The organism is Streptomyces sp. Ag109_O5-1, from assembly GCF_003814875.1.
GTDB lineage: Bacteria > Actinomycetota > Actinomycetes > Streptomycetales > Streptomycetaceae > Streptomyces > Streptomyces sasae.
This window is the reverse complement of sequence record NZ_RKQF01000001.1, coordinates 10,469,372-10,487,915: the sequence shown is the minus strand read 5'-3', so window position 1 is coordinate 10,487,915 and position 18,544 is coordinate 10,469,372. Positions and strand designations below refer to the sequence as shown.

Here is an 18,544-nt window from a genome sequence, read left to right as displayed (position 1 = left end):
GCCTGGATCTCCCTATTCCCGGAGCGGGGCGGAGCGGGGCGGAGCGGGGCGGAGCGGGGCGGAGCGGGGCGGAGCGGGGCGGAGCGGGGCGGGGCGGTCTCGGACGAGGTCGGCGAGGTCAGCGAGGTCGTCTCACCACTAGCGCGCGCGAGTGATCCGTGGACAATACGTTCGACGTGACACATGAACGGGAACAGGCCAAGGGATGCAAGACGTACGGAAGTGGGCCCAGGGGCTGGAGCGACTGCTGCGGCGCCATCGGGACCCGGTGGTCGTCCAGACGCTGCGGTCGGCCACCGCGGCCACGATCGCCTACGTCGTCGCGCTCCGTCTGAGTCCGGAACCGGCGCCGCTCACCGCCCCGCTGACCGCGCTCCTGGTCGTCCAGGTAACCCTGTACGCCACCCTCACCAACGGCTTCCGCCGGGTCAACTCGGTGGTGGCCGGTGTGCTGGTCGCCATCGCCTTCAGCCAGTTGGTGGGGCTGACCTGGTGGAGCCTGGCGCTGCTGATCGTGGCCTCGCTGGCGGTGGGGCATCTGGTGCGGGTCGACGAGTACATCCCCGAGGTGGCGATCAGCGCGATGCTGGTGCTCGGGGTCACCACCATCAGCAGTACGGCCTGGGCGCGGATCGTGGAGACCCTGATCGGCGCGGTCGTCGGGATGGGCTGCAATCTGCTGCTCCCGCCCCCGGTGTGGGTGGACGAGGCCGGGGAGTCGATCGAGGGGCTGGCGCGCCGGCTGCGGCAGTTGATGCTGCGGATGGGCGAGGAGGCGGTGGAGATCACCCCGTGGCAGCGGGCGGCGGAGCGGCTGCACGAGGCCCGCAGGCTGGACCACGCCATCGTCGAGGTGGACGCAGCGCTGCGGCAGGCCGAGGACAGTCTGCGGCTCAATCCGAGGGTCAGGGAGGGGCTGCTGCACCGGGTGGTGCTGCGGACCGGCCTGGACACGCTGGAGATCTGCACGGTCGTGCTGCGGGTGCTGGCCCGTACCTTCACCGACCTGGCCAAGGCCCGCGAGCCCGAGCCGCTGTTCGCGTCGGACGCGGGGGCGGCCGTGGAGCAGTTGCTGTCCCAGATCGCCGACGCGGTGGTCAGCTTCGCGGTGCTGGTGACCACCAGCATCAGCGAGAACGCCGAGTCGGCCGAGTCCCGGCTCGCCGCCGAGCTGCACACGGCGGCCGGCACCCGCGACAAGCTCGCCGAACTGCTCCAGGAGGAGATCCGCCACGACGACCGGAACTGGCAGCTGCTCGGCGCCGTACTGACCGAGGTCAACCGGCTCCTGGACGAGCTGGACACCGAGCACCGCACCCGCCGGCTGCTGGAGGAGCTGGACCGGGTCTCCGGCGAGCAGCGCGCCAAGCTGCCGCGGCTGACCTGGCTGCGGGAGCGGGTGGGCGTTCCGGAGAAGCTGCGGCGGAACCGGACGGGCGGCGCGGGACGTTCTCGGTGAAGAGATGAAGCGGTGAAACGGTGAAGCGGTGAAGCGGTGAAGTACGGAAAGGGGGCACGCCGGTGACCGACACGGCGGTGAGGATCGACGGGGACACGCTGCGGCTGCCAGGCGGGGTGGCGGTCCAGTTCATGCGCACGCTGCGGCTGCCGGAGACGGGCACGCACGCGCTGCCGCCGGGACTCGGCACGTTCCCGGTCCGGCGGGTGGCCGACTTCCCGGACACGGTCCCCGAGGAGTGGCGGGCGCGCGGCGGGGTGCTGCTGCCGGTGTACCTGCGCGAGGCGATGTGGCTGAACTTCGCGGGTACGACGCGGCCCGCCGCGCTCCAGGTCGGCGTCGGCAAGGTGTGCGCGGTGTCCGGCAGGCCGTGGAGCGACCGGCTCGCGCAGCAGCCTCAGAACTACCTCGTACTCCCCCGGCAGCCCTGGCTGGACGGCATCAACTCCGGAGAGGGTACGGTCCGCCAGTTCGTGGCCGTGCCGCTCGGACTGGGCGCCACCGTGGAGGGCCAGGTGACGGGCGAGGAGGTGTGGGGCGGGGTGCAGCTCCAGACGTTCCCGCTGACCGAGGAGGCACTCGCCGAGTACCACCGTCAGGAGCGGCGACGGCGGGAGCGGATGCGCAGGGTGCCGGCGGTCGGTGCCTTCGGCATGGCGCCGCAGATGGCGGCACCCGCGCCGGGCGGGGCCCCGGTGGCCAGGAGCAGGAGGTCGGCCAGGACGGCCGGGACGGCCATGGGTCTCGGCGTCGGTGGCTCGATGCACCAGGAGGTGTACCAGGACGACCGGCCCCTGCGGGACTGGTCCGAGACTCCGGCCGGGCGCGTCTTCGTCCACCTGGTCACGCCCCCGCAGTGGCGCCGCATCACGGGCGAGGCGCCCCCGCCGTCGCCGGTGGACCGGGCGGCGTACACCCGCGCGGGGCTGCCCTGGTTCGACTACTACGACGAGGACGCCGAGGATCTCGCCCCCACGGAGGCCCTGGAGGCGGTCAAGCCGGTCGGCGACTGGCTCGGCGACGACCTGGAGCCCTGGCAGCAGCCGTCGCCGGGACAGGTGATCCCGCTCAAGGACACCCCGGGCAAGCCGGTGGAGGACGGCGACTGGTGACCGCGGGGCCACCACCGTCGACACTCCATTGCATTGTGTGCAATGGCCGTTGCCCGTCTTGCCTTTGACCGTGAGGTCGCGCCAAGGTTGCTGTCACGACCGGGGTGACCGACGACCTGAGGTGCGGGCATGGACAGTGGTACGGAAGTGACGGGCGGCGGCTGGAGCAGGCGCCGGTTCGTCGGTGCGCTGGCGGGTGCCGCCGCGGTGGTGGCGGTCCCGGCGCCCGCGGCGCCGCTCCGGCAGCGGCCGCACAACGCACCGGCACCGGTGGCCGAGACCCCGCCGAAGGCGCCCTCGGCCCCCCGCCCGCTCTACATCGGCACCTACACCTCCGTGGACGGCGGCGGCACCGGCATCGGACTCGCCGCCTACGACCCCGCGACCGGCGAGATCACCGGCACCGGCACGCTCACTGGGGTCGCCGACCCGTCGTATCTGGCCGTTCATCCGAATGGCCGCACGCTGTACGTGGTGAACGAACGCACGGACGGGGGCGTGACCGCCGTACGCCTCGCCGACCGGAAGATACTCGGCAGCCGGAGCACGGGCGGGGCGGGCCCCTGCCATCTTTCGGTGCACCCCTCGGGCCGCTGGCTGCTGAGCGCCAACTACACCTCGGGCAGTGTCGCCGTGCACCCGATCGACGCCACGGGCGCCCTCGGTGAGCGCACGGACCTGGTCGCGCACTCCAGCCCGGCGCCCGGGCCCGGTCAGCAGGGCCCGCACGCCCACCAGTTCATCACCAGCCCGGACGGCGGCCATGTCCTCGCCGTGGACCTCGGCACCGACACGGTCTACAGCTACCGCCTGGACCTCGCGAAGGGCACGCTCACCGAGGTCGCCCAGGCGCACACGAAGCCGGGGGCGGGTCCGCGCCATCTGACCTTCCACCCGGGCGGGCGGTACGCCTATCTGGCCGACGAGGTGGGCAACACGGTCGCAGCCTGCGGCTACGACAGGGCCACCGGCCGCCTCACCATCGGCGAACCGCAGTCCACCGGCAGTACCCCGGGCACCACCAACTACCCGGCCCAGTTCCTGGTCACCGCGGACGGCGCCTACGCCTATCTGGCCAACCGGGGCGACAACACGCTCGCGCGGTACGCGGTCGAGGCCGAGGGAGCCCGGCTGCGACTGCTGGACACGGTGCCGGTGCACGGGGACTTCCCCCGGCAGATCGCCTTCTCCCCCGACGGCCGGCTGCTGTTCGCGTCGAACCAGCGGTCCGGCACCGTGAGTGTCTTCACGGTCGACGCGCGCAGTGGTGAACTCCGGCTCGCGGGCGAGCCGTTCGCCTCACCGGTCGCCGTCTGCGCGCTGCCGCTGTAGCGCCCGCGGGCAGGAGGCGGTGGCGCCGGCCTGGGCGAGCAGGACGTGCATGCGCTCGGTGAGCTGGGCGACGTCGTCGGCGGGCGCGTGGAAGGTCAGCCGTACGTCGCCGTGGGCGCGGGTGCGCTCGATGCGCAGGGTGATTCCGTGCCGGTCCACGGCGAGGGGCTGGACGCGGGTGGCGGCGTGCAGGCTCTCGGGTTCGACGAGCCGGGTGAGCCGCTCGACGGCGTCCGGGTGGGCGTCGGCGAGGTGGGTCAGCAGCCTGGCCTCGGCGGCGGCCAGCGGGTCGGGGTTCGCGGCGGCGAACTCGTCGAGGTCGACGACGACCGCGCCGGACGGCCGGCGCAGCACCACCCGGGTGGGGTGGAAGACGAGGTGGTCGTCAGCGGGGGCGAACCAGCCGGCCATCCAGAGCCGGGCCCGGATCCGGCCCCGCACCGGGACGGGCGCGACATCGGCGAACTCCAGCACCGCGGACCGCTCGCCGCGCGGGGCACAGATCGCGGCCACGAGCAGAGCGCTGTCCTCGGGCACGTGCAGCAGCACCCGGCCGTCGTCGGCGACGCCGTGTGCGCCGACGAACTCCTCGCGTCCGCCGTCCGCGGTCACCCTGCACGACCACGTGGTGGCCAGCAGCGACCGGGCCTGTTCGGCCGCGCCGGGTCCGGCGGCCCAGGCTGCCTGTTCGTCACCCATCCCGAAACCTCCTTAGGTAAGCCTCACCTAACTTATCGAAGATCGGGGAGTACGCCAAGCACGGGATGCGTCACGTGCGTGAAGAACGCAACGGCCGACGGCCGCGGCGGCGGCGCCGGAAGCGTCAGGCGAGGACACCCAGCAGCGCCCGCGCACACAGATCCCGCACCTGCTCCCGCGTCAGTTCCTCGGTGCGCAGCCACTCCAGGCAGACATGCGTGGTGAAGGCAAGCCAGCCGCGCACCGCGAGCCGGGTGTCGGGACGCTGTTCGAGGGCGGGGCCGAACTCGGGATCGGCGGCCAGGGCGGCGAGGATCTGACGCTCCTGGGCGTCCTGGGCCCGCCGGTAGACACGCCGCACGACCTGGTCGCCGGAGGCCTCGGCACGGTGGAAGGCACGGAAGCCGTGCGCATGGGTGTGGACGTACCCGAGGTAGACGTCGAGGCCCGCGGTGAGCTGCTCACGGGCGGGCACGCCGGGCTCGGCCGCCGTCATCCGCAGCATCCGCTCACTCTCCCGCTCCACCACCGCCGCGAAGAAATCACGTTTGGTCGGAAAATAGTGGTACAGCAGGCCCCGGGAGACGCCCGCGATCTCGGCGACCTGCTCGATCCACACGTCGTCGTACGGGCTCTCCGAGAAGAGCCCGGCCCCGACCGAGAGGAGCTGCTCACGGCGTTCCGCGGTGCTCATCCTGCGGCGGCTGCGCTCACTCTGGTTCGCGACCATGTCCGCACTTTACTTGACGCGGATTCAACAACGGGACGAGACTGAGAGCGCTTATTGAACCCACGTACAACTAGCTCAACCTGCCGCAGCATCGAGGGAGATCGCGTCATGGCGGAGACGGTCACGCAGTCGGCGACGGGGACGGACGGGCCGCTGCCGAAGGGGTTCCGCGGGGCCGAGCAGGGCTGGCCCGAGCTGCACCGGATACCCCACCCGCCGCGCAGACTGCCCCTCCTCGGCGACATCCTGGGCGTCAACCGGCGCACCCCCCTCCAGGACTCGATGCGCTTCGCCACCCAGCTGGGCCCGATCTTCCGGCGCAAGGCGTTCGGCAACGAGTTCGTGTTCGTGTGGGGCGCCGAGCCGGCCGCCGACATGGCCGACGAGGCACGGTTCGCCAAGCACGTGGGCCTCGGCGTCGCCAATCTGCGCCCGATCGCCGGGGACGGCCTGTTCACCGCGTACAACCACGAGTCGAACTGGCAGCTGGCGCACGACGTCCTGGCCCCCGGTTTCAGCCGGGAGGCCATGGAGGGCTATCACGCGATGATGCTGTCGGTGGCCGGGCGGCTGACCGACCGCTGGGACCGGGAGCTGGCGGCCGGCCAGTGGGTCGACGTGCCCGGCGACATGACCAAGCTGACCCTGGAGACGATCGCCCGGACCGGGTTCGGGCACGACTTCGGGTCGTTCGAGCGGGACCGGCCGCACCCCTTCGTGACCGCGATGATCGGCACGCTCGTCTACGCGCAGCGCCTCAACAGCGTGCCCGCGCCGCTGGCCCCGCTGATGCTGCGGCAGGCCGCCCGGCGCAACGCGGCCGACATCGACTACCTCAACCGCACGGTCGACGACCTGGTCGAGGAGCGGCGCGGGACCGGTCGCGGGAACGGCGACCTGCTCGACCGGATGCTGGAGACGGCCCACCCGGAGACCGGCGAGCGGCTGTCCGCCGAGAACGTACGACGGCAGGTGATCACCTTCCTGGTGGCAGGCCACGAGACCACCTCGGGCGCGCTCTCCTTCGCCCTGCACTACCTCTCCCTGCACCCCGAGGTCGCCGCCAGAGCGGCCGCGGAGGTGGACCGTGTCTGGGGCGACACGGCAACGCCGAGCTACGACCAGGTCGCCAAGCTCCGTTATGTACGCCGGGTCCTCGACGAGTCGCTGCGGCTGTGGCCCACGGCCCCCGCCTTCGCCCGCGAGGCCCGCCAGGACACCGTGCTGGCCGGGGACCACCCGATGCGCCGGGGCGCCTGGGCCCTGGTCCTCACGGCGATGCTGCACCGGGACCCCGAGGTGTGGGGCCCGGACCCGGAGAGCTTCGACCCGGACCGCTTCGACGCCAAGGCCGTACGCGCCCGGGCCCCGCACACCTTCAAGCCGTTCGGCACCGGCGCGCGGGCGTGCATCGGCCGCCAGTTCGCCCTGCACGAGGCAACCCTGGTCCTCGGCCTGCTGCTGCGCCGCTACGGCCTCAAGGCCGACCCCGACTACCGCCTGAAGGTGACCGAGCGGCTGACGCTGATGCCGGAAGGCCTGCGGCTGCGGCTGGAGAGGCGCACCCCGGCACCCGCGCAGACGCCGGTGCCCGTCCCCGATACGGCTGCCTCAGAGGGCGGCGGCTGTCCAGTGCACGGGGTGGGTGACTGACGCCGGCAGCCGGGTCCCGGCGCTCCCCCGGGCCGCGTCGAGCTGCGGCTGGGTCAGGAAGAATGCGCCCGTGAGGTCCGCGTCCGTGAGGTCGGCGTCACGCAGGTCGGCGCCGATCAGGTCCGCGTCCCTGAGATCGGCGCCGGTCAGGTCGGCGGCGATCAGGTAGGCCCCACGCAGACTCGCACCCCGCAGGTCGGCGCCCCGGAGCCCGGCGCCGATCAGGTCCGCGCCCCGGCGGTCCTTCTTCCGGCCCCGGACGCCCGCGCGGGCCAGCTCACTCGTCCGGAGCAGCAGCACATTGACCTCCTGCCGATGCGCGGCCACGTCCAGGGCGGCGAGTTCGTCGGGTGAACCGAAGGTGAGCTCCTCGGTCCGCTCCAGCAGCTCGCCGAGCTCGGTGTGGACGGGCCGGGCGGCAGCCAGGCTCAGGGCCTCCGTCAGATACCAGAGCAGTTCGTGCAGCTGCCGTACGACCGGGAAGACGTCCAGCATCCGGCGGGCGTGCTCCTTGGACCCGGTCCGCCAGTCCTGCCCGCCGAAGGTGACCTGGGAGACCCGCTGCCCGGCGCCGAAGCAGTCGTAGACCGTGCAGCCGCCGAAGCCGCGCTGCCGCAACTCGGTGTGGATACCGCAGCGGTGGTCGCCGCCGAGGTTCCGGCAGGGCGTCCCGGCGGGCTTGGTGACCGCGAAGTCCGCCGAGGCGGTGAAGGGCAGGGCGACACAGCAGAGCCCGAAGCAGCGGGCGCAGTCGCCGCGCAGCCGAGTCCGTTCGGATATCTGTTCTGGCATCCGTCCACCCTACTGACCTGGGAGGACTTCCTCGTCCGCATTTCTGAGCCGGACCGCGTCCGCGCCCGGCGGCCGGCCGAACTGCCGCCGGTACTCGCGGCTGAACTGGGAGGCGCTGTCGTAGCCGACCGCGTAGCCGACGTCGGCCACGTCGTCGGTGCTGCTCATCAGCCGCAGCCGGGCCTCCTGGAGGCGGATGTGCTTCTGGTACTGGATCGGGGTCAGGGCGGTGACCGCCCGGAAGTGCCGGTGGAACGGGGACGCGCTCATGCCCGAGAGCCGGGCCAGTTCCTCGACGCGCAGCGGCTCGGTGTAGTGGTCGCGGATGAAGCGGATCGCCCGGCTGATCTGGGTGAGGCGGCTGTCGGCGAGCCCGATCTGCCGCACCAGCGGCCCCTGCGCGCCGGTGACCAGCCGCCACAGGATCTCCCTCTCGGTCATCGGGGCGAGGACGGGGATGTCGGCGGGCCGGTCGAGCAGTCGGACCATCCGGACCACGGCGTCGACCAGGTCGGCGCCGGCCTCGCCGACCGCGAGCGCGGGCAGGTCGTCCGTACGGCGGCGGGCGGCACCGGCGTGCGGGTCGATGCCGGACTCCAGGAGCAGCGCGGCCAGCCGGGCGGGCCGCAGACGCAGTCCGAAACCCAGGAAGGGCTCTTCGGGGGTCGCCCGGGTGCAGTGCCCGGAGACCGGCAGATCGACCGAGACGACGAGGTACTGGCCGGCTTCGTAGTCGTAGATCCGGCCGCCGAGCGTCAGTCGTTTCGCGCCCTGGGCGGGCAGTGCGAACACGGGGTCGGTGATACCGGAGCGGGGTCCGGTGGGCCGCTCGGCGCGGGTCAGCATGAGGCCGTCGATCGCGGGGACGGCGTCGGCGTCACGCGGGGCGTGCCGGTCGATCAGGGTGCGCAGTTCGTCGAGGGACACGCTCGATTCAAACGCCGACGGCAAGCGGGCCGCAACGCCCTCCCGCCCACATCGACAGGATCGTGCAAGCCTCCGGTGCGATCGCCCTAACGTTCCCGCAGCTCAGGCTGGTTTGCTCGAAGAGACGGAATCCCCACCCACCTTCCACGGAGCATTCCATGGCACTCGACTCGTACGTCGGTCTCGGCCGGTCCGGGCTCAAGGTGAGCCCCTTCTGCCTCGGCGCGATGAACTTCGGCGAGGACGGCGGCTTCGGCTGCTCGGTCGAGGACTCGGAGAAGATCCTCCAGACGTATCTCGACCTCGGCGGCAACTTCGTCGACACCGCGAACTTCTACACCAACGGCCACTCGGAGGCGATCCTCGGCGACTTCCTCGCCGCCCGGCCGGGGCAGCGCGACCGGCTGGTGCTGGCCACCAAGTTCTTCGGCAACCTCCACCCCGGCGACCCCAACGGCGGCGGCGCGGGCCGCAAGGCGATCGTCGGCCAGCTGGAGGACTCACTGCGCCGGCTGCGCACCGACCACGTCGACCTGTACTGGCTGCACAACCACGACTGGGCCACGCCGGTCGAGGAGACCCTGCGCACCCTGGACGACCTGGTGAGCGCCGGCAAGATCCGCTACGTCGGCTTCTCCGACACCCCGGCCTGGTTCACCGCCAAGGCCCACACCATGGCCCTGCTGCGCGGCTGGACGCCGGTGACCGCGCTGCAGATGGAGTACTCGCTGCTGGAGCGCACCATCGAGGGCGAGCTGATCCCGCTCGCGCAGGACGCGGGCATGGGACTGCTGCCCTGGAGCCCGCTCAAGAACGGCTACCTGTCCGGGAAGTACCGCCGGGGGCAGGCGGCGCCCACGGACGCGAAGCGGGCGGCCGTCCTCGGGCAGCCCACGGACGACCAGTTCACGGTGATCGAGACCGTGGCCGCCGTCGCCGAGGAGATCGGCGCGAGCCCCGCCGCCGTGGCCCTGTCCTGGGTCCGGCACCGCCCCGGAGTCACCTCCACCCTCATCGGCCCGCGCACCCTCGCCCACCTGGAGTCCAACGTGGCAGCCCTGGAGGTCCATCTGCCCCCCGAGCACACGGCGAGGCTCGACGAGGTGTCGGCCCCGGCCCTCAACTTCCCCTACGACCTCAACCGCCGGGTCGGCGCGATGCTCAAGTACGCGGGCGCGACGGTCGACGGGGTACCGAGTGCCGTGTACCCGCCACTGCTGGCGAGCAGCGCGCGCTACTGATCCGGTCCCGAGGCCGAGTCCCCTTCCTGCCGTACGCGGGTGAGCTTGTCGGGGTTGGTGACGACGTAGACGCCGGAGACCCGGTCGCCGTCGGGGGTGAGGTCCATGACCATCACGGCGTACGGGGAGTCACCCTCGAACAGCACCGCTGCGTCGTCGCCGTTGACGCGGCGGTAGCTGACGTCCAGACCCGCGGCGCGGCGCGTGGCGTAGCCGGCCAGCATGCGGGCGGCCTTCTCCCGGCCGTGCACCGGGCGCAGCCCGGCCCCCTGCCGTGCGCCTCCGCCGTCGATCCAGACCGTCACGTCCGGGGCGAGGATCTCCATGAGCGCGTGGAGGTCACCGCCGAGGGCGGCCGCCACGAACCGCTCGGTCGCCTCCCTCCGGACGCGGGGGTGGGTGCGGTAGCGGGGGCGGCGGGCGTGCACATGGGCGCGGGCGCGGTGGGCCAGCTGGCGCACGGAGGCGGGGCTGCGGCCGAGCATGCCGGCGATCTCGGTGTGGCGGTAGCCGAACACCTCGTGGAGGACGAACACCGCCCGTTCCAGCGGGGTGAGGGTCTCCAGCACCACCAGCATCGCCATGGAGACCGAGTCGGTGCGCACCGTGTCGTCGGCGGTGTCCGGGGCGAGGCCGGTGGCGGCATCGGTGACCAGGGGCTCGGGCAGCCAGGGACCGACGTACGTCTCACGGCGGGCCGCGACGGCCGACTGCCGGGCGAGCGCGTGGTTGACCGCGATGCGCACGAGATACGCGCGCGGGTTGCCGATCTCCGCGAGCGGCGCCCGGCGGTTCTTGCCGGACCAGGACAGCCAGGTCTCCTGGAGCACGTCCTCGGTGTCGGCGACGCTGCCGAGCATGTTGTAGACGACGGAGAACAGCAGCTCGCGGTGGTCGAGGAAGAGCCGGGTCACGGTGTGGGCCGCCTCCGCTCCACCCGGTACCGGGCTGTCTTCGGGTACGGACCCGATGAGACGGTCCTGCTCCTCAGCCACCGAACGCTTCTTTCCGTATGACCGCGAAGAAGCTCGGCACCCCTTCCGTGGTGCGGACGTCGACGAAGTCGCGCACATGCGGAGTGCCGGCCGCCTCGCGCAGCAGCGCGTTCCCCAGATCCGCGCGCGAGGTGAACCGGCCGGGCAGGCGCGAGGTGGCCACCCGGTAGTCGCTGACGGCGTCCGCGTCGAAGAGACCGGCGGGACGGACGACCGTCCACTCGTGATCGCTCTCGCGCACGATCTCCTCCATGCGCCGCATGTCGTCGTACACAGTGCGCCCCATGGTGCGCGCGATGAACGGTTCGAGCACCTTCCGGAAGAAGAGCGTCTCGCCGGGCGCCGGTACGCCGAAGAGCACGGTCGAGCTCACACAGACCAGGCGCCGCACGCCGTGCTTCGTCATGGCCTGGGCGATGTGGGTGATGCCCTCGGAGTACACGGTGACGGGGCTGCGGCCGTACGGCACCCCCAGCACCGAGATCACCGCGTCCTGGCCGGCCACGGCCCGTGCCACGGCGGACGGGTCGTGCACGTCCGCACCGACCACTCGCAGCAGCGGATCACTCAGCGGGAACTCCCCTGGGCGGCGGGTCACGGCGGTGACCGTGTGCCCTTCGGCGATCGCCTGCCGGGTGGCCTGCCGTCCGGTCGGCCCGTTCGCCCCGAATATCACAATCTTCATGGTCGGCCCCTCTCTGTCGGTCCTGTCAGCTGAGAGGGTCCGGGCCGCGCCGAGTGTGACATCTCCCGCCGGGGACGGTCGCCCGGAAACTCACCGATGAGTTTCCGGCCTTGTGGGCGTCCTCTCATCCAACGGAAAACAAGCTCGGCTACCACGGAGACAGGAGCAGGAGCCCGCAGGACAGGAGACGAACCATGTGCAGGCATCAGCCCCCGTGCCCCAACGCCGGCCACCCCGAGCAGCCCGACCACCACCCGGCCGTCATCGTCTCGGCCCATCCCGAACAGGGCTGGAGTCTGCTGTGCGACGGCACCATCGTCTTCGACGACACCGGTGAACTCCTGCCCGACGGACGGACCGTGAGCCCTCATCGGCCCCCGGCCGCCGCCGTCTGACCACCCGTCCGACCGCCTGTCAGTCATCCTCGACGGGCAGGTCCAGGCGGTCGAGTCGCTCGGGGTCGGCGAGGATGTACATCTCGGTGATCCGGCCGTCGGCGACGGTGACCGCCATGACCGAGATCGGGCGTCCCTCGGGCGCGGTGACCATGCCGACGGTGCCGTTGACCAGCGCGAGCCGCGCCATGTCCGCGAACTGCCGGAAGGTGAGCGCCTGTTCGGCCACCGTCTTCGCACCGCGTACCACCTTGGAGGCGGCCGCGCCGCGCACCAGCGCGCCCGAGTCGACGCGCAGCACCACGTCCGGGTGGAGCAGGGCGACCAGCGCCTCGAAGTCGCCGCCCCGGGAGGCGGCCAGGAAGGCGTCGAGGACCTGGCGCTGCCTGCCCAGGTCCCGGTCCGCCGACGGGCTGGCACCCTGCACCCGGCGGCGGGCCCGGCTGGCCAGCTGACGGGTCGCCGCCGAACTGCGTTCCACGATCGGGGCGATGTCGTCGAAGGGCACCGCGAACATGTCGTGCAGGACGAACGTCAGCCGCTCAGCGGGCTCCAGCGTCTCCAGGACGATCAGGAGGGCGAGACCGACGGAGTCGGCTTCGAGCACCTCGTGCTCTGGGTCGATGCTCGACAGCGGCCGGATCACCGGGTCCGGGACGAACGTCTCGTCCATCGGCTGCTCACGGCGCGCCGACCGCGATCGCAGCATGTCGAAACAGACCCGGCCGACCACCGTGGTCAGCCAGCCGCCGAGGTTCCTGATCTCGTCCGTGTCGGTGCGCCCGAGCCGGAGCCAGGCCTCCTGGACGGCGTCCTCGGCCTCGGTGACCGAGCCGAGCGTCCGGTAGGCCACCGCGCGCAGATGGTCGCGGTGTTCCTGGAAGCGGTCGGCGAGCAGCTCCGTGTCCATGTTCATGGCCCCCGTTGGTCAGGCATGAATACGAGCCGGCTGATCGCCGGCGCGGTCATGGCCGCAGACTATGCGCGCTCACCCCGCCCGCAACTTCTTTTACGGGACGTCACACTTCGTCGCGGGCGAGCGCCAGCAGCCGGTCCAGGACCCGGGGCGCGCCGACGCGCAGCCCGTCGTGCTCGAACTCGTCGGTGACCCAGGTGCGCAGGCCCCGGATGGCCCGGGCGGTCTGCAGGGAGTGCCCGGTGTCGACGTACATGTCGTCGTGGTAGACGGCCGCGGCGACCGGGACCTCGTTGACGGCGAGACGGGCCGGGTCGTACAGCGGCCGCCAGTCGGTGCGGGCGGCGAGCAGTTCGGCGGTCTCGCGCAGGGGGCGCAGGGCCGGGTCGGTCTCGAAGACCCAGGGGTGCACGGTCTCGCCGGTGAACAGCACCGGGGCCTCGCCCGCCAGCGCCTTGGCGGCGTCGAACTGCGGGAACTCGCCACGCACCCGCTCGGCCGCCCAGGCGGTGGGGCGGCTGTCCTGGCCGTAGAGCGGCTCGTGGACGAGGGCGTAGAGCGGGTTGCTCGCGTACGAGAGCAGGCCCTGGACCTGTTCCTGGAAGGCGTCGGAGAGCTCGGCGCCGGCCGGGGTGCGGACGAAGGCGTCCTCCAGGAGGAAGTGGAGGCGGTGGCTGCCGTCGCTGGTGCCGAGCATCAGGCCGAGGGACTGGAAGGCCTCGACGGTGAGCCGGTAGCTGTTCGGCAGGACCACCGGGTGGTCGAGGAGGTGCTCGGCGATCCGGCGGACCCGCTCGACGTCCTGCGGGTAGCGCTCGTAGTGCGCGGTGACCTTGCGCTCGATACGCGGGTAGGCGGCCCGGTAGACGTCGTCGGCGTGGGCGTCCAGGGACGGCAGGCCGCCGGTGATCACGGAGGTCTTGAGGCCCTCCGGGAAGAACGACAGGTACGTCACCGTACAGAAGCCGCCGAAGCTCTGGCCGAGGGTGGTCCATGGGGCGCCGCCGGTGACCTGCGGGCGGATCGCCTCGCAGTCCCGGACGATCGAGTCGGCGCGGAACCGGGCCAGGTGGTCGGCCTGGGCGGCCGGCCCGCCGCGCAGCGGCAGCGTCTGCCGGTTGACCGGCGTGGAGCGGCCGGTGCCGCGCTGGTCCAGGAGGAGTACGCGGTACTCCTGAAGGGCACGGTCGAGCCAGACCTGCCGCCCGACGAAACGATTCGCCCCGAAGCCCGGCCCACCCTGGAGGTACAGCAGCCAGGGCAGCTCCTTGTCCGCCTTGTCGCTCGCGACCGCCTCCCGGGCGTACAGCTCGATGGACTCGCCGTCCGGGTCGGCGTGGTCCAGAGGGACGGTGAAGTGGCGGTCGGTGAGGACGACGCCGGGCTGGCGGTAGCTGAGGCTCAACGGTTCTCCCGGGACGGACGGACGGTCGCGTCCCAGTTCAGCACATGTCCGGGGCCCGGCCGCCCCCGGGATCATGAAATCGTTACTGAATCCCCGATCAGCGGGCGGCGAGGCTGGAGCGGCGGACCACGAGCTCCGGCTGGAGCACCACCCGGCGGTGTTCGTGGCCGCCCGGTCCCTCCCGCTCCTCGGTCTCCTCCAGGAGGAGGTCGGCGGCCATCGCGCCCATGGTGACGGCGGGCTGGCGTACGGAGGTCAGCGGTACGGCGGCCGCGGCCGCGAACTCGATGTCGTCGTAGCCGACGATCGCGAGGTCGTCCGGGACGACCACCCCGGCCGCGTACATGGCCTGGAGGACGCCGAGCGCGAGGAGGTCGTTGGCGCAGAAGACGGCGGTGGGCCGGTCGGCGAGCCCCAGAAGGCGGGCCCCCGCGTCCCGGCCGGCCGCCACGTCAAGGCGCTCGGTCGGCAGCTCGCGCAGGGCGTCGGGGCCGAGCCCGGCCTCGGCGAGGGCGTTCAGGGCGCCGGTGCGCCGGTCGCGGACCTGGTTGAACCCGGGCGGTCCGCTGACATACGCGATGGACCGATGCCCGGCGTCGACGAGGTGGCGGACGGCGAGCGCGCCGCCCGCCACGTCGTCGACGCTGACCGAGCACTCGGTGGTGCCCTCGGCGACCCGGTCGACCAGCACGAAGGGGATGCCGTGCCGGCGGAAGCTCTCGATGTTGCGGCCGGTCGCGTCCGCGGGGGTGAGCAGGACGCCGCGGACCCGCTGCTCGGCGAAGAGCGAGAGGTACTCGGCCTCCTCGCCGGCGTTCTGCGCGCTGTTGCAGACCATCACGCCGAGGCCGGCATCCCGGGCCGCCCGCTCGGCGCCCCGGGCCACGTCCACGAAGAAGGGGTTGCCCATGTCGAGGACGAGCAGGCCCATGATCCGGCTGCGGCCCGCCCGCAGCTGGCGCGCGGACTCGCTGCGGACATAGCCGAGCCGGTCGATCGCCGACTGGACCCGCGCCCGCGTCTCACTGGCGACCGTGTCCGGGCGGTTGATGACGTTCGAGACCGTGCCCACCGAGACTCCGGCGGCGCGGGCGACGTCCTTGATACCCACCGACTGGGCCATCGGGCAGAGACCTCCAGGGAAACGCGGGCGGCGGGAAACCCTTCACACCGGGCGGGCGGACCACCACGGGAAGGGCTTCACATTACGACATGACTCGCACACAGGGCCGGGTCAGGCGGGCAGGGCGAAGTCGACGACATGGAGCGTAGAGGGGGTCGTACCGCTCGATGCCTCCTGGTACATGAACGACAGCACGTTGTCCGCCTTGACCCGCATCTCGTCGATCACGACCTCTCCGAAGGCGTTGAGATCGCTGCCGTCGTAGAGGAGCGCCCAGTCGGTGTAGCCGGAGGACTTGGACGCGCCGGCGATCCGGCCGTAGGGGAAGACGGCATAGGCGTTGTCGTACTTGTCCAGGAGGAGCTTGGTGCGCTGGCTGGAGTCGAGTACGACGGGGATCTCGGTCTTCTGCCAGGTGCCGGAGGAGTTCTTGCGGACGTGGAAGGCGCGGCCGCCCGCGGTGCGGTCGGCGACGTAGTCGGTGGTGCACTGGCCGAAGCGGCCGGGGACATAGCTGATGATCGCGTGCGGAAGGCCGGCGGAGTCGGTCCACTGGCTCTCCTGGTTCATCAGGGAGTGGTCAGGGTTGAGGGAGTCGACGACCAGTCCGGAGTCGGTGACGGCGACGGTGTCCGAGGTGCCGGTGGTGGCGACCAGGGTGCCGGTGTCGTTGCGCCAGGTGCGGCCGCGGTCGGTGGAGTAGACGTAGCCGGTGTCGTGGTTGGTGATGCCGCCGCTGTTGCACATGACGGACGACGACTGCTCGCGCCAGGTGAAGAAGGAGTGCAGTCGCCCGTTGACGTCGTAGTCGATGCCGTGCAGATACATGTTGCGGGCGGTACTGGAGCCGTGCGAGCTGGTGTACGTCCCGGTCGAGCTGGTCCACTCCCCCAGTGCGGTCCAGCCCGAACGGTCGTACTCCGCGAGGGCGTTGCGGCCGTTGCCGGAGATCCCGACCCGATAGCTGAGCTGGAGCTTGCCCTCGGGCGTGGAGATGAACTGCGGGTAGGTGAACTGCGAGGTGAGCGGCACCCCGTCCAGGGACGTCTGTATGGAGCCGAAGACGGCCGAGGTCCAGGACGTGGAGCCGGGGTTGTCCAGCAGCCCGGCGACCGACTTGACGTAGAAGAAGCCGTCGCTGTGCGAGTCCATGTTGATGTGGAGCCGGCCGTCGACCTTGGACACGCCCATGGAGATGACGTTGTGCGAGTCGCTGGACTTGAGCTGGTGGGAGAGGATGACGGTCGACCAGGACGAGCCGCCGAGCACGCGGCGGCCGATCACCGCGTAACCGGTCGAGGTGTACCAGCCGGCGTACTGGTAGCCCTTGTACGTGAACAGGCCGTTCTTCTGGAACGAGTTGTTGTTGACCAGGCCGTCGTAGGAGACGAAGAAGATCGCCTGGGCGTCGAGTCGGGTGCTCTGCTGCTTGTTCACCGACGGTCCGGGGTCGGCCGCGCGGGCGGTGCCGGCGGCGAGGGCGGGGGTGGCCATGGCGCCGACGAGCGCGGCACCGAGCGCGGTACGTCTTTTCACGAGCGGCTCCTGAGGGGGACGGGTCAGGCGAGGTGGAACACTTCGGTGAGCGGTCTCATCGCCTCGTCGGGCCGGGTGCCGTCGAGGGATTCGAAGAAGGGACCCATCTCGGCCTGCCAGCGGGCGTTGACCTCGGTGGCCTCCATGCCGGCGAGGGCGGCCTCGAAGTCCTCGGTCTCCAGATAGCCGACCAGCAGGCCGTCGTCGCGCAGGAAGAGCGAGTAGTTGTGCCAGCCGGTGGCCGAGAGCGCCTCGCTCATCTCCGGCCACACGGCCGCGTGGCGTTCGCGGTACTCGGCGAGGCGGTCCTGCCGGACCTTGAGAAGGAAACAGACGCGCTGCATGAAGTACCGCCCGAGAACTAGAAGTTGAACTGGTCGATGTTCTTCGCGTCGAACACGGTCGGCTTGCCGAGGTTGATCACGCCGTCCTTGCCGATGGTGTACGTCGTGTCGCCGGCCTTGAAGGTCTCGCCCTCCTTGCCGGTGATCTGCCCGGAGACGAGCGCTACGGCGGTGCGGGCGGCGAGGTCGCCGAGCTTGGCCGGGTCCCACAGCTCGAAGGCGTCGACGGTGCCGTTCTTGACGTACTGGCGCATGTCGTTGGGCGTGCCCAGGCCGGTCAGCTTGACCTTGCCCTTGTACTTGGAACCGGACAGGTACTGGGCGGCTGCCTTGATGCCGACGGTGGTCGGGGAGATGATCCCCTTCAGGTTCGGGTACTGCTGGAGCAGGCCCTGGGTCTGCTGGAAGGACTGCTGGGCGTCGTCGTTGCCGTAGGCGATCTTGACCAGCTTGACGTTCTTGTACTTCGGGTCCTTCAGCTCGTCCTTCATGAACCCGATCCAGGTGTTCTGGTTCGTGGCCGTCTGCGCGGCGCTGAGGATCGCGATCTCGCCCTTGTAGCCGATCTGCTCGGCGAGCAACTGCACTTCGGTACGGCCGAGGTCCTCGGCGCTGGCCTGCGAGACGAAGGCGTTGCGGCAGCCGGCGTTGGTGTCGGAGTCATAGGTGACGACCTTGATGCCATTGCTCATCGCCTGCTTGAGCGCGGTGCACAGGGCGCCGGGGTCCTGAGCGGACACGGCCATGGCGTTGACCTGCTGCTGGGTGAGGGTGTTGACGTAGGAGACCTGCCCGGAGGTGTCGGTCGCGCTGGAGGGACCGACCTCCTTGTACTTGCTGCCCAGTTCGGTGAGCGCCGTCTCGCCGCCCTTGTCGGCGGAGGTGAAGTAGGGGTTGTTGACCTGCTTGGGCAGGAACCCGACGGTGAGCCCCTTCTTCAGCGCCGCGTTCGGATCGGCCTTGGCGGTGGAGGTGGCAGCCGACGACTCGTCGCTGCCGGAGTTGTTCTTGGTCGTGCCGCCGCAAGCGGTGGCGGAGAGGGCGAGGGAGGAGACGGCGGCGACGGCCACGCAGACACGCCGGAGGGACGACTTACGCATGACGGGTTCCTTTTTTGAGTAACGGCTCTGGAAGCGCCCCCTCCTGGAGGCGCCGGGGGTACCCCCGGCCGAAGGCTGGGGGAGGAACTGCGCGACCAGC

Annotated in this window: 18 protein-coding genes; 6 read left to right on the top strand and 12 right to left on the bottom strand. The window is 71.4% G+C overall.

Annotated elements, in window-relative coordinates; translation table 11 throughout:
* Positions 1-205: 205 nt before the first annotated feature.
* The 3 genes from EDD90_RS47775 (at position 206) to EDD90_RS47765 (ending at position 3,903) form a co-directional block, all read left to right on the top strand.
* Positions 206-1,459: an aromatic acid exporter family protein gene (locus EDD90_RS47775; protein WP_185149478.1), complete on the top strand. Its 1,254-nt coding sequence runs from the start codon at positions 206-208 to the stop codon at positions 1,457-1,459.
* A gap of 62 nt (positions 1,460-1,521) precedes the next feature.
* Positions 1,522-2,571, top strand: coding sequence for a hypothetical protein (locus EDD90_RS47770; protein ID WP_123979270.1), 1,050 nt, complete (start codon positions 1,522-1,524; stop codon positions 2,569-2,571).
* A 129-nt stretch (positions 2,572-2,700) separates the two neighbouring features.
* On the top strand, positions 2,701-3,903 hold the full coding sequence (locus tag EDD90_RS47765) for a lactonase family protein (protein ID WP_185149477.1): 1,203 nt from the start codon (positions 2,701-2,703) through the stop codon (positions 3,901-3,903).
* Here the strand turns inward: EDD90_RS47765 and EDD90_RS47760 are convergent.
* Both EDD90_RS47760 and EDD90_RS47755 read right to left on the bottom strand, forming a co-directional pair.
* Positions 3,871-4,602, bottom strand: a complete 732-nt coding sequence (locus EDD90_RS47760) for a DUF2470 domain-containing protein (protein WP_123979269.1) — start codon at positions 4,600-4,602, stop codon at positions 3,871-3,873. The two genes, EDD90_RS47765 and EDD90_RS47760, sit on opposite strands and share 33 nt — an antisense overlap.
* Positions 4,603-4,726: 124 nt before the next feature.
* Positions 4,727-5,332, bottom strand: coding sequence for a TetR/AcrR family transcriptional regulator (locus EDD90_RS47755; protein WP_123979268.1), 606 nt, complete (start codon positions 5,330-5,332; stop codon positions 4,727-4,729).
* A gap of 108 nt (positions 5,333-5,440) precedes the next feature.
* Between EDD90_RS47755 and EDD90_RS47750 the strand changes: the two genes are divergently transcribed.
* A complete protein-coding gene (locus EDD90_RS47750) occupies positions 5,441-6,985 on the top strand; it encodes a cytochrome P450 (RefSeq protein ID WP_123979267.1) in 1,545 nt (514 codons plus the stop codon).
* On the opposite strand, the gene EDD90_RS47745 is transcribed toward EDD90_RS47750, so the two are convergent.
* Together EDD90_RS47745 and EDD90_RS47740 are read right to left on the bottom strand one after the other, a co-directional pair.
* The gene (locus tag EDD90_RS47745; protein ID WP_123979266.1) at positions 6,944-7,777 is read right to left on the bottom strand and encodes a pentapeptide repeat-containing protein; all 834 of its coding nucleotides are present in this window, start codon (positions 7,775-7,777) and stop codon (positions 6,944-6,946) included. The two genes, EDD90_RS47750 and EDD90_RS47745, sit on opposite strands and share 42 nt — an antisense overlap.
* A 9-nt stretch (positions 7,778-7,786) precedes the next feature.
* Positions 7,787-8,704 (bottom strand): AraC family transcriptional regulator, encoded by a 918-nt coding sequence (locus tag EDD90_RS47740; RefSeq protein WP_123979265.1) that lies wholly within the window; start codon positions 8,702-8,704, stop codon positions 7,787-7,789.
* A gap of 158 nt (positions 8,705-8,862) precedes the next feature.
* Between EDD90_RS47740 and EDD90_RS47735 the strand changes: the two genes are divergently transcribed.
* On the top strand, positions 8,863-9,945 hold the full coding sequence (locus EDD90_RS47735; protein ID WP_123979264.1) for an aldo/keto reductase: 1,083 nt from the start codon (positions 8,863-8,865) through the stop codon (positions 9,943-9,945).
* Here EDD90_RS47735 and sigJ (EDD90_RS47730) read toward each other — a convergent pair.
* Positions 9,939-10,916 carry an RNA polymerase sigma factor SigJ gene (gene sigJ, locus EDD90_RS47730; RefSeq protein ID WP_398928779.1) on the bottom strand — a complete coding sequence of 326 codons (978 nt, stop codon included), beginning with the start codon at positions 10,914-10,916 and terminating at the stop codon, positions 9,939-9,941. The two genes, EDD90_RS47735 and sigJ (EDD90_RS47730), sit on opposite strands and share 7 nt — an antisense overlap.
* Before the next feature lie 16 nt (positions 10,917-10,932).
* Positions 10,933-11,625 carry an NAD(P)-dependent oxidoreductase gene (locus EDD90_RS47725; RefSeq protein ID WP_123979262.1) on the bottom strand — a complete coding sequence of 231 codons (693 nt, stop codon included), beginning with the start codon at positions 11,623-11,625 and terminating at the stop codon, positions 10,933-10,935.
* A gap of 194 nt (positions 11,626-11,819) precedes the next feature.
* Between EDD90_RS47725 and EDD90_RS47720 the strand changes: the two genes are divergently transcribed.
* Positions 11,820-12,020 (top strand): DUF5999 family protein, encoded by a 201-nt coding sequence (locus EDD90_RS47720; protein ID WP_123979261.1) that lies wholly within the window; start codon positions 11,820-11,822, stop codon positions 12,018-12,020.
* Positions 12,021-12,039: 19 nt separating this feature from the next.
* Here the strand turns inward: EDD90_RS47720 and sigJ (EDD90_RS47715) are convergent, their stop codons facing one another.
* From sigJ (EDD90_RS47715) to rhaS, 6 genes are all read right to left on the bottom strand, one after another.
* Positions 12,040-12,936: an RNA polymerase sigma factor SigJ gene (sigJ, locus tag EDD90_RS47715; RefSeq protein ID WP_123979260.1), complete on the bottom strand. Its 897-nt coding sequence runs from the start codon at positions 12,934-12,936 to the stop codon at positions 12,040-12,042.
* A gap of 103 nt (positions 12,937-13,039) precedes the next feature.
* Entirely contained in the window at positions 13,040-14,341 is a 1,302-nt protein-coding gene (locus EDD90_RS47710; RefSeq protein ID WP_123979259.1) for an alpha/beta fold hydrolase, read from the bottom strand.
* Between the two features lie 97 nt (positions 14,342-14,438).
* Positions 14,439-15,464, bottom strand: coding sequence for a LacI family DNA-binding transcriptional regulator (locus EDD90_RS47705; protein ID WP_123979258.1), 1,026 nt, complete (start codon positions 15,462-15,464; stop codon positions 14,439-14,441).
* A gap of 111 nt (positions 15,465-15,575) precedes the next feature.
* Entirely contained in the window at positions 15,576-17,000 is a 1,425-nt protein-coding gene (locus EDD90_RS47700) for a BNR repeat-containing protein (protein WP_185149476.1), read from the bottom strand.
* A 23-nt stretch (positions 17,001-17,023) separates the two neighbouring features.
* Positions 17,024-17,344 (bottom strand): L-rhamnose mutarotase, encoded by a 321-nt coding sequence (locus tag EDD90_RS47695; protein WP_123979257.1) that lies wholly within the window; start codon positions 17,342-17,344, stop codon positions 17,024-17,026.
* A gap of 17 nt (positions 17,345-17,361) precedes the next feature.
* Positions 17,362-18,444: a rhamnose ABC transporter substrate-binding protein gene (gene rhaS, locus EDD90_RS47690; RefSeq protein WP_123979256.1), complete on the bottom strand. Its 1,083-nt coding sequence runs from the start codon at positions 18,442-18,444 to the stop codon at positions 17,362-17,364.
* Between the last annotated feature and the right edge of the window lie 100 nt (positions 18,445-18,544).

Coding starts and splice junctions, on each gene's coding strand:
- EDD90_RS47775 (WP_185149478.1), top strand. CDS start 206: ATGCAAGACGTACGGAAGTGGGCCCAGGGGCTGGAGCGACTGCTGCGG.
- EDD90_RS47765 (WP_185149477.1), top strand. CDS start 2,701: ATGGACAGTGGTACGGAAGTGACGGGCGGCGGCTGGAGCAGGCGCCGG.
- EDD90_RS47760 (WP_123979269.1), bottom strand. CDS start 4,602: ATGGGTGACGAACAGGCAGCCTGGGCCGCCGGACCCGGCGCGGCCGAA.
- EDD90_RS47755 (WP_123979268.1), bottom strand. CDS start 5,332: ATGGTCGCGAACCAGAGTGAGCGCAGCCGCCGCAGGATGAGCACCGCG.
- EDD90_RS47750 (WP_123979267.1), top strand. CDS start 5,441: ATGGCGGAGACGGTCACGCAGTCGGCGACGGGGACGGACGGGCCGCTG.
- EDD90_RS47745 (WP_123979266.1), bottom strand. CDS start 7,777: ATGCCAGAACAGATATCCGAACGGACTCGGCTGCGCGGCGACTGCGCC.
- EDD90_RS47735 (WP_123979264.1), top strand. CDS start 8,863: ATGGCACTCGACTCGTACGTCGGTCTCGGCCGGTCCGGGCTCAAGGTG.
- EDD90_RS47725 (WP_123979262.1), bottom strand. CDS start 11,625: ATGAAGATTGTGATATTCGGGGCGAACGGGCCGACCGGACGGCAGGCC.
- EDD90_RS47720 (WP_123979261.1), top strand. CDS start 11,820: ATGTGCAGGCATCAGCCCCCGTGCCCCAACGCCGGCCACCCCGAGCAG.
- sigJ (WP_123979260.1), bottom strand. CDS start 12,936: ATGAACATGGACACGGAGCTGCTCGCCGACCGCTTCCAGGAACACCGC.
- EDD90_RS47705 (WP_123979258.1), bottom strand. CDS start 15,464: ATGGCCCAGTCGGTGGGTATCAAGGACGTCGCCCGCGCCGCCGGAGTC.
- EDD90_RS47695 (WP_123979257.1), bottom strand. CDS start 17,344: ATGCAGCGCGTCTGTTTCCTTCTCAAGGTCCGGCAGGACCGCCTCGCC.
- rhaS (WP_123979256.1), bottom strand. CDS start 18,444: ATGCGTAAGTCGTCCCTCCGGCGTGTCTGCGTGGCCGTCGCCGCCGTC.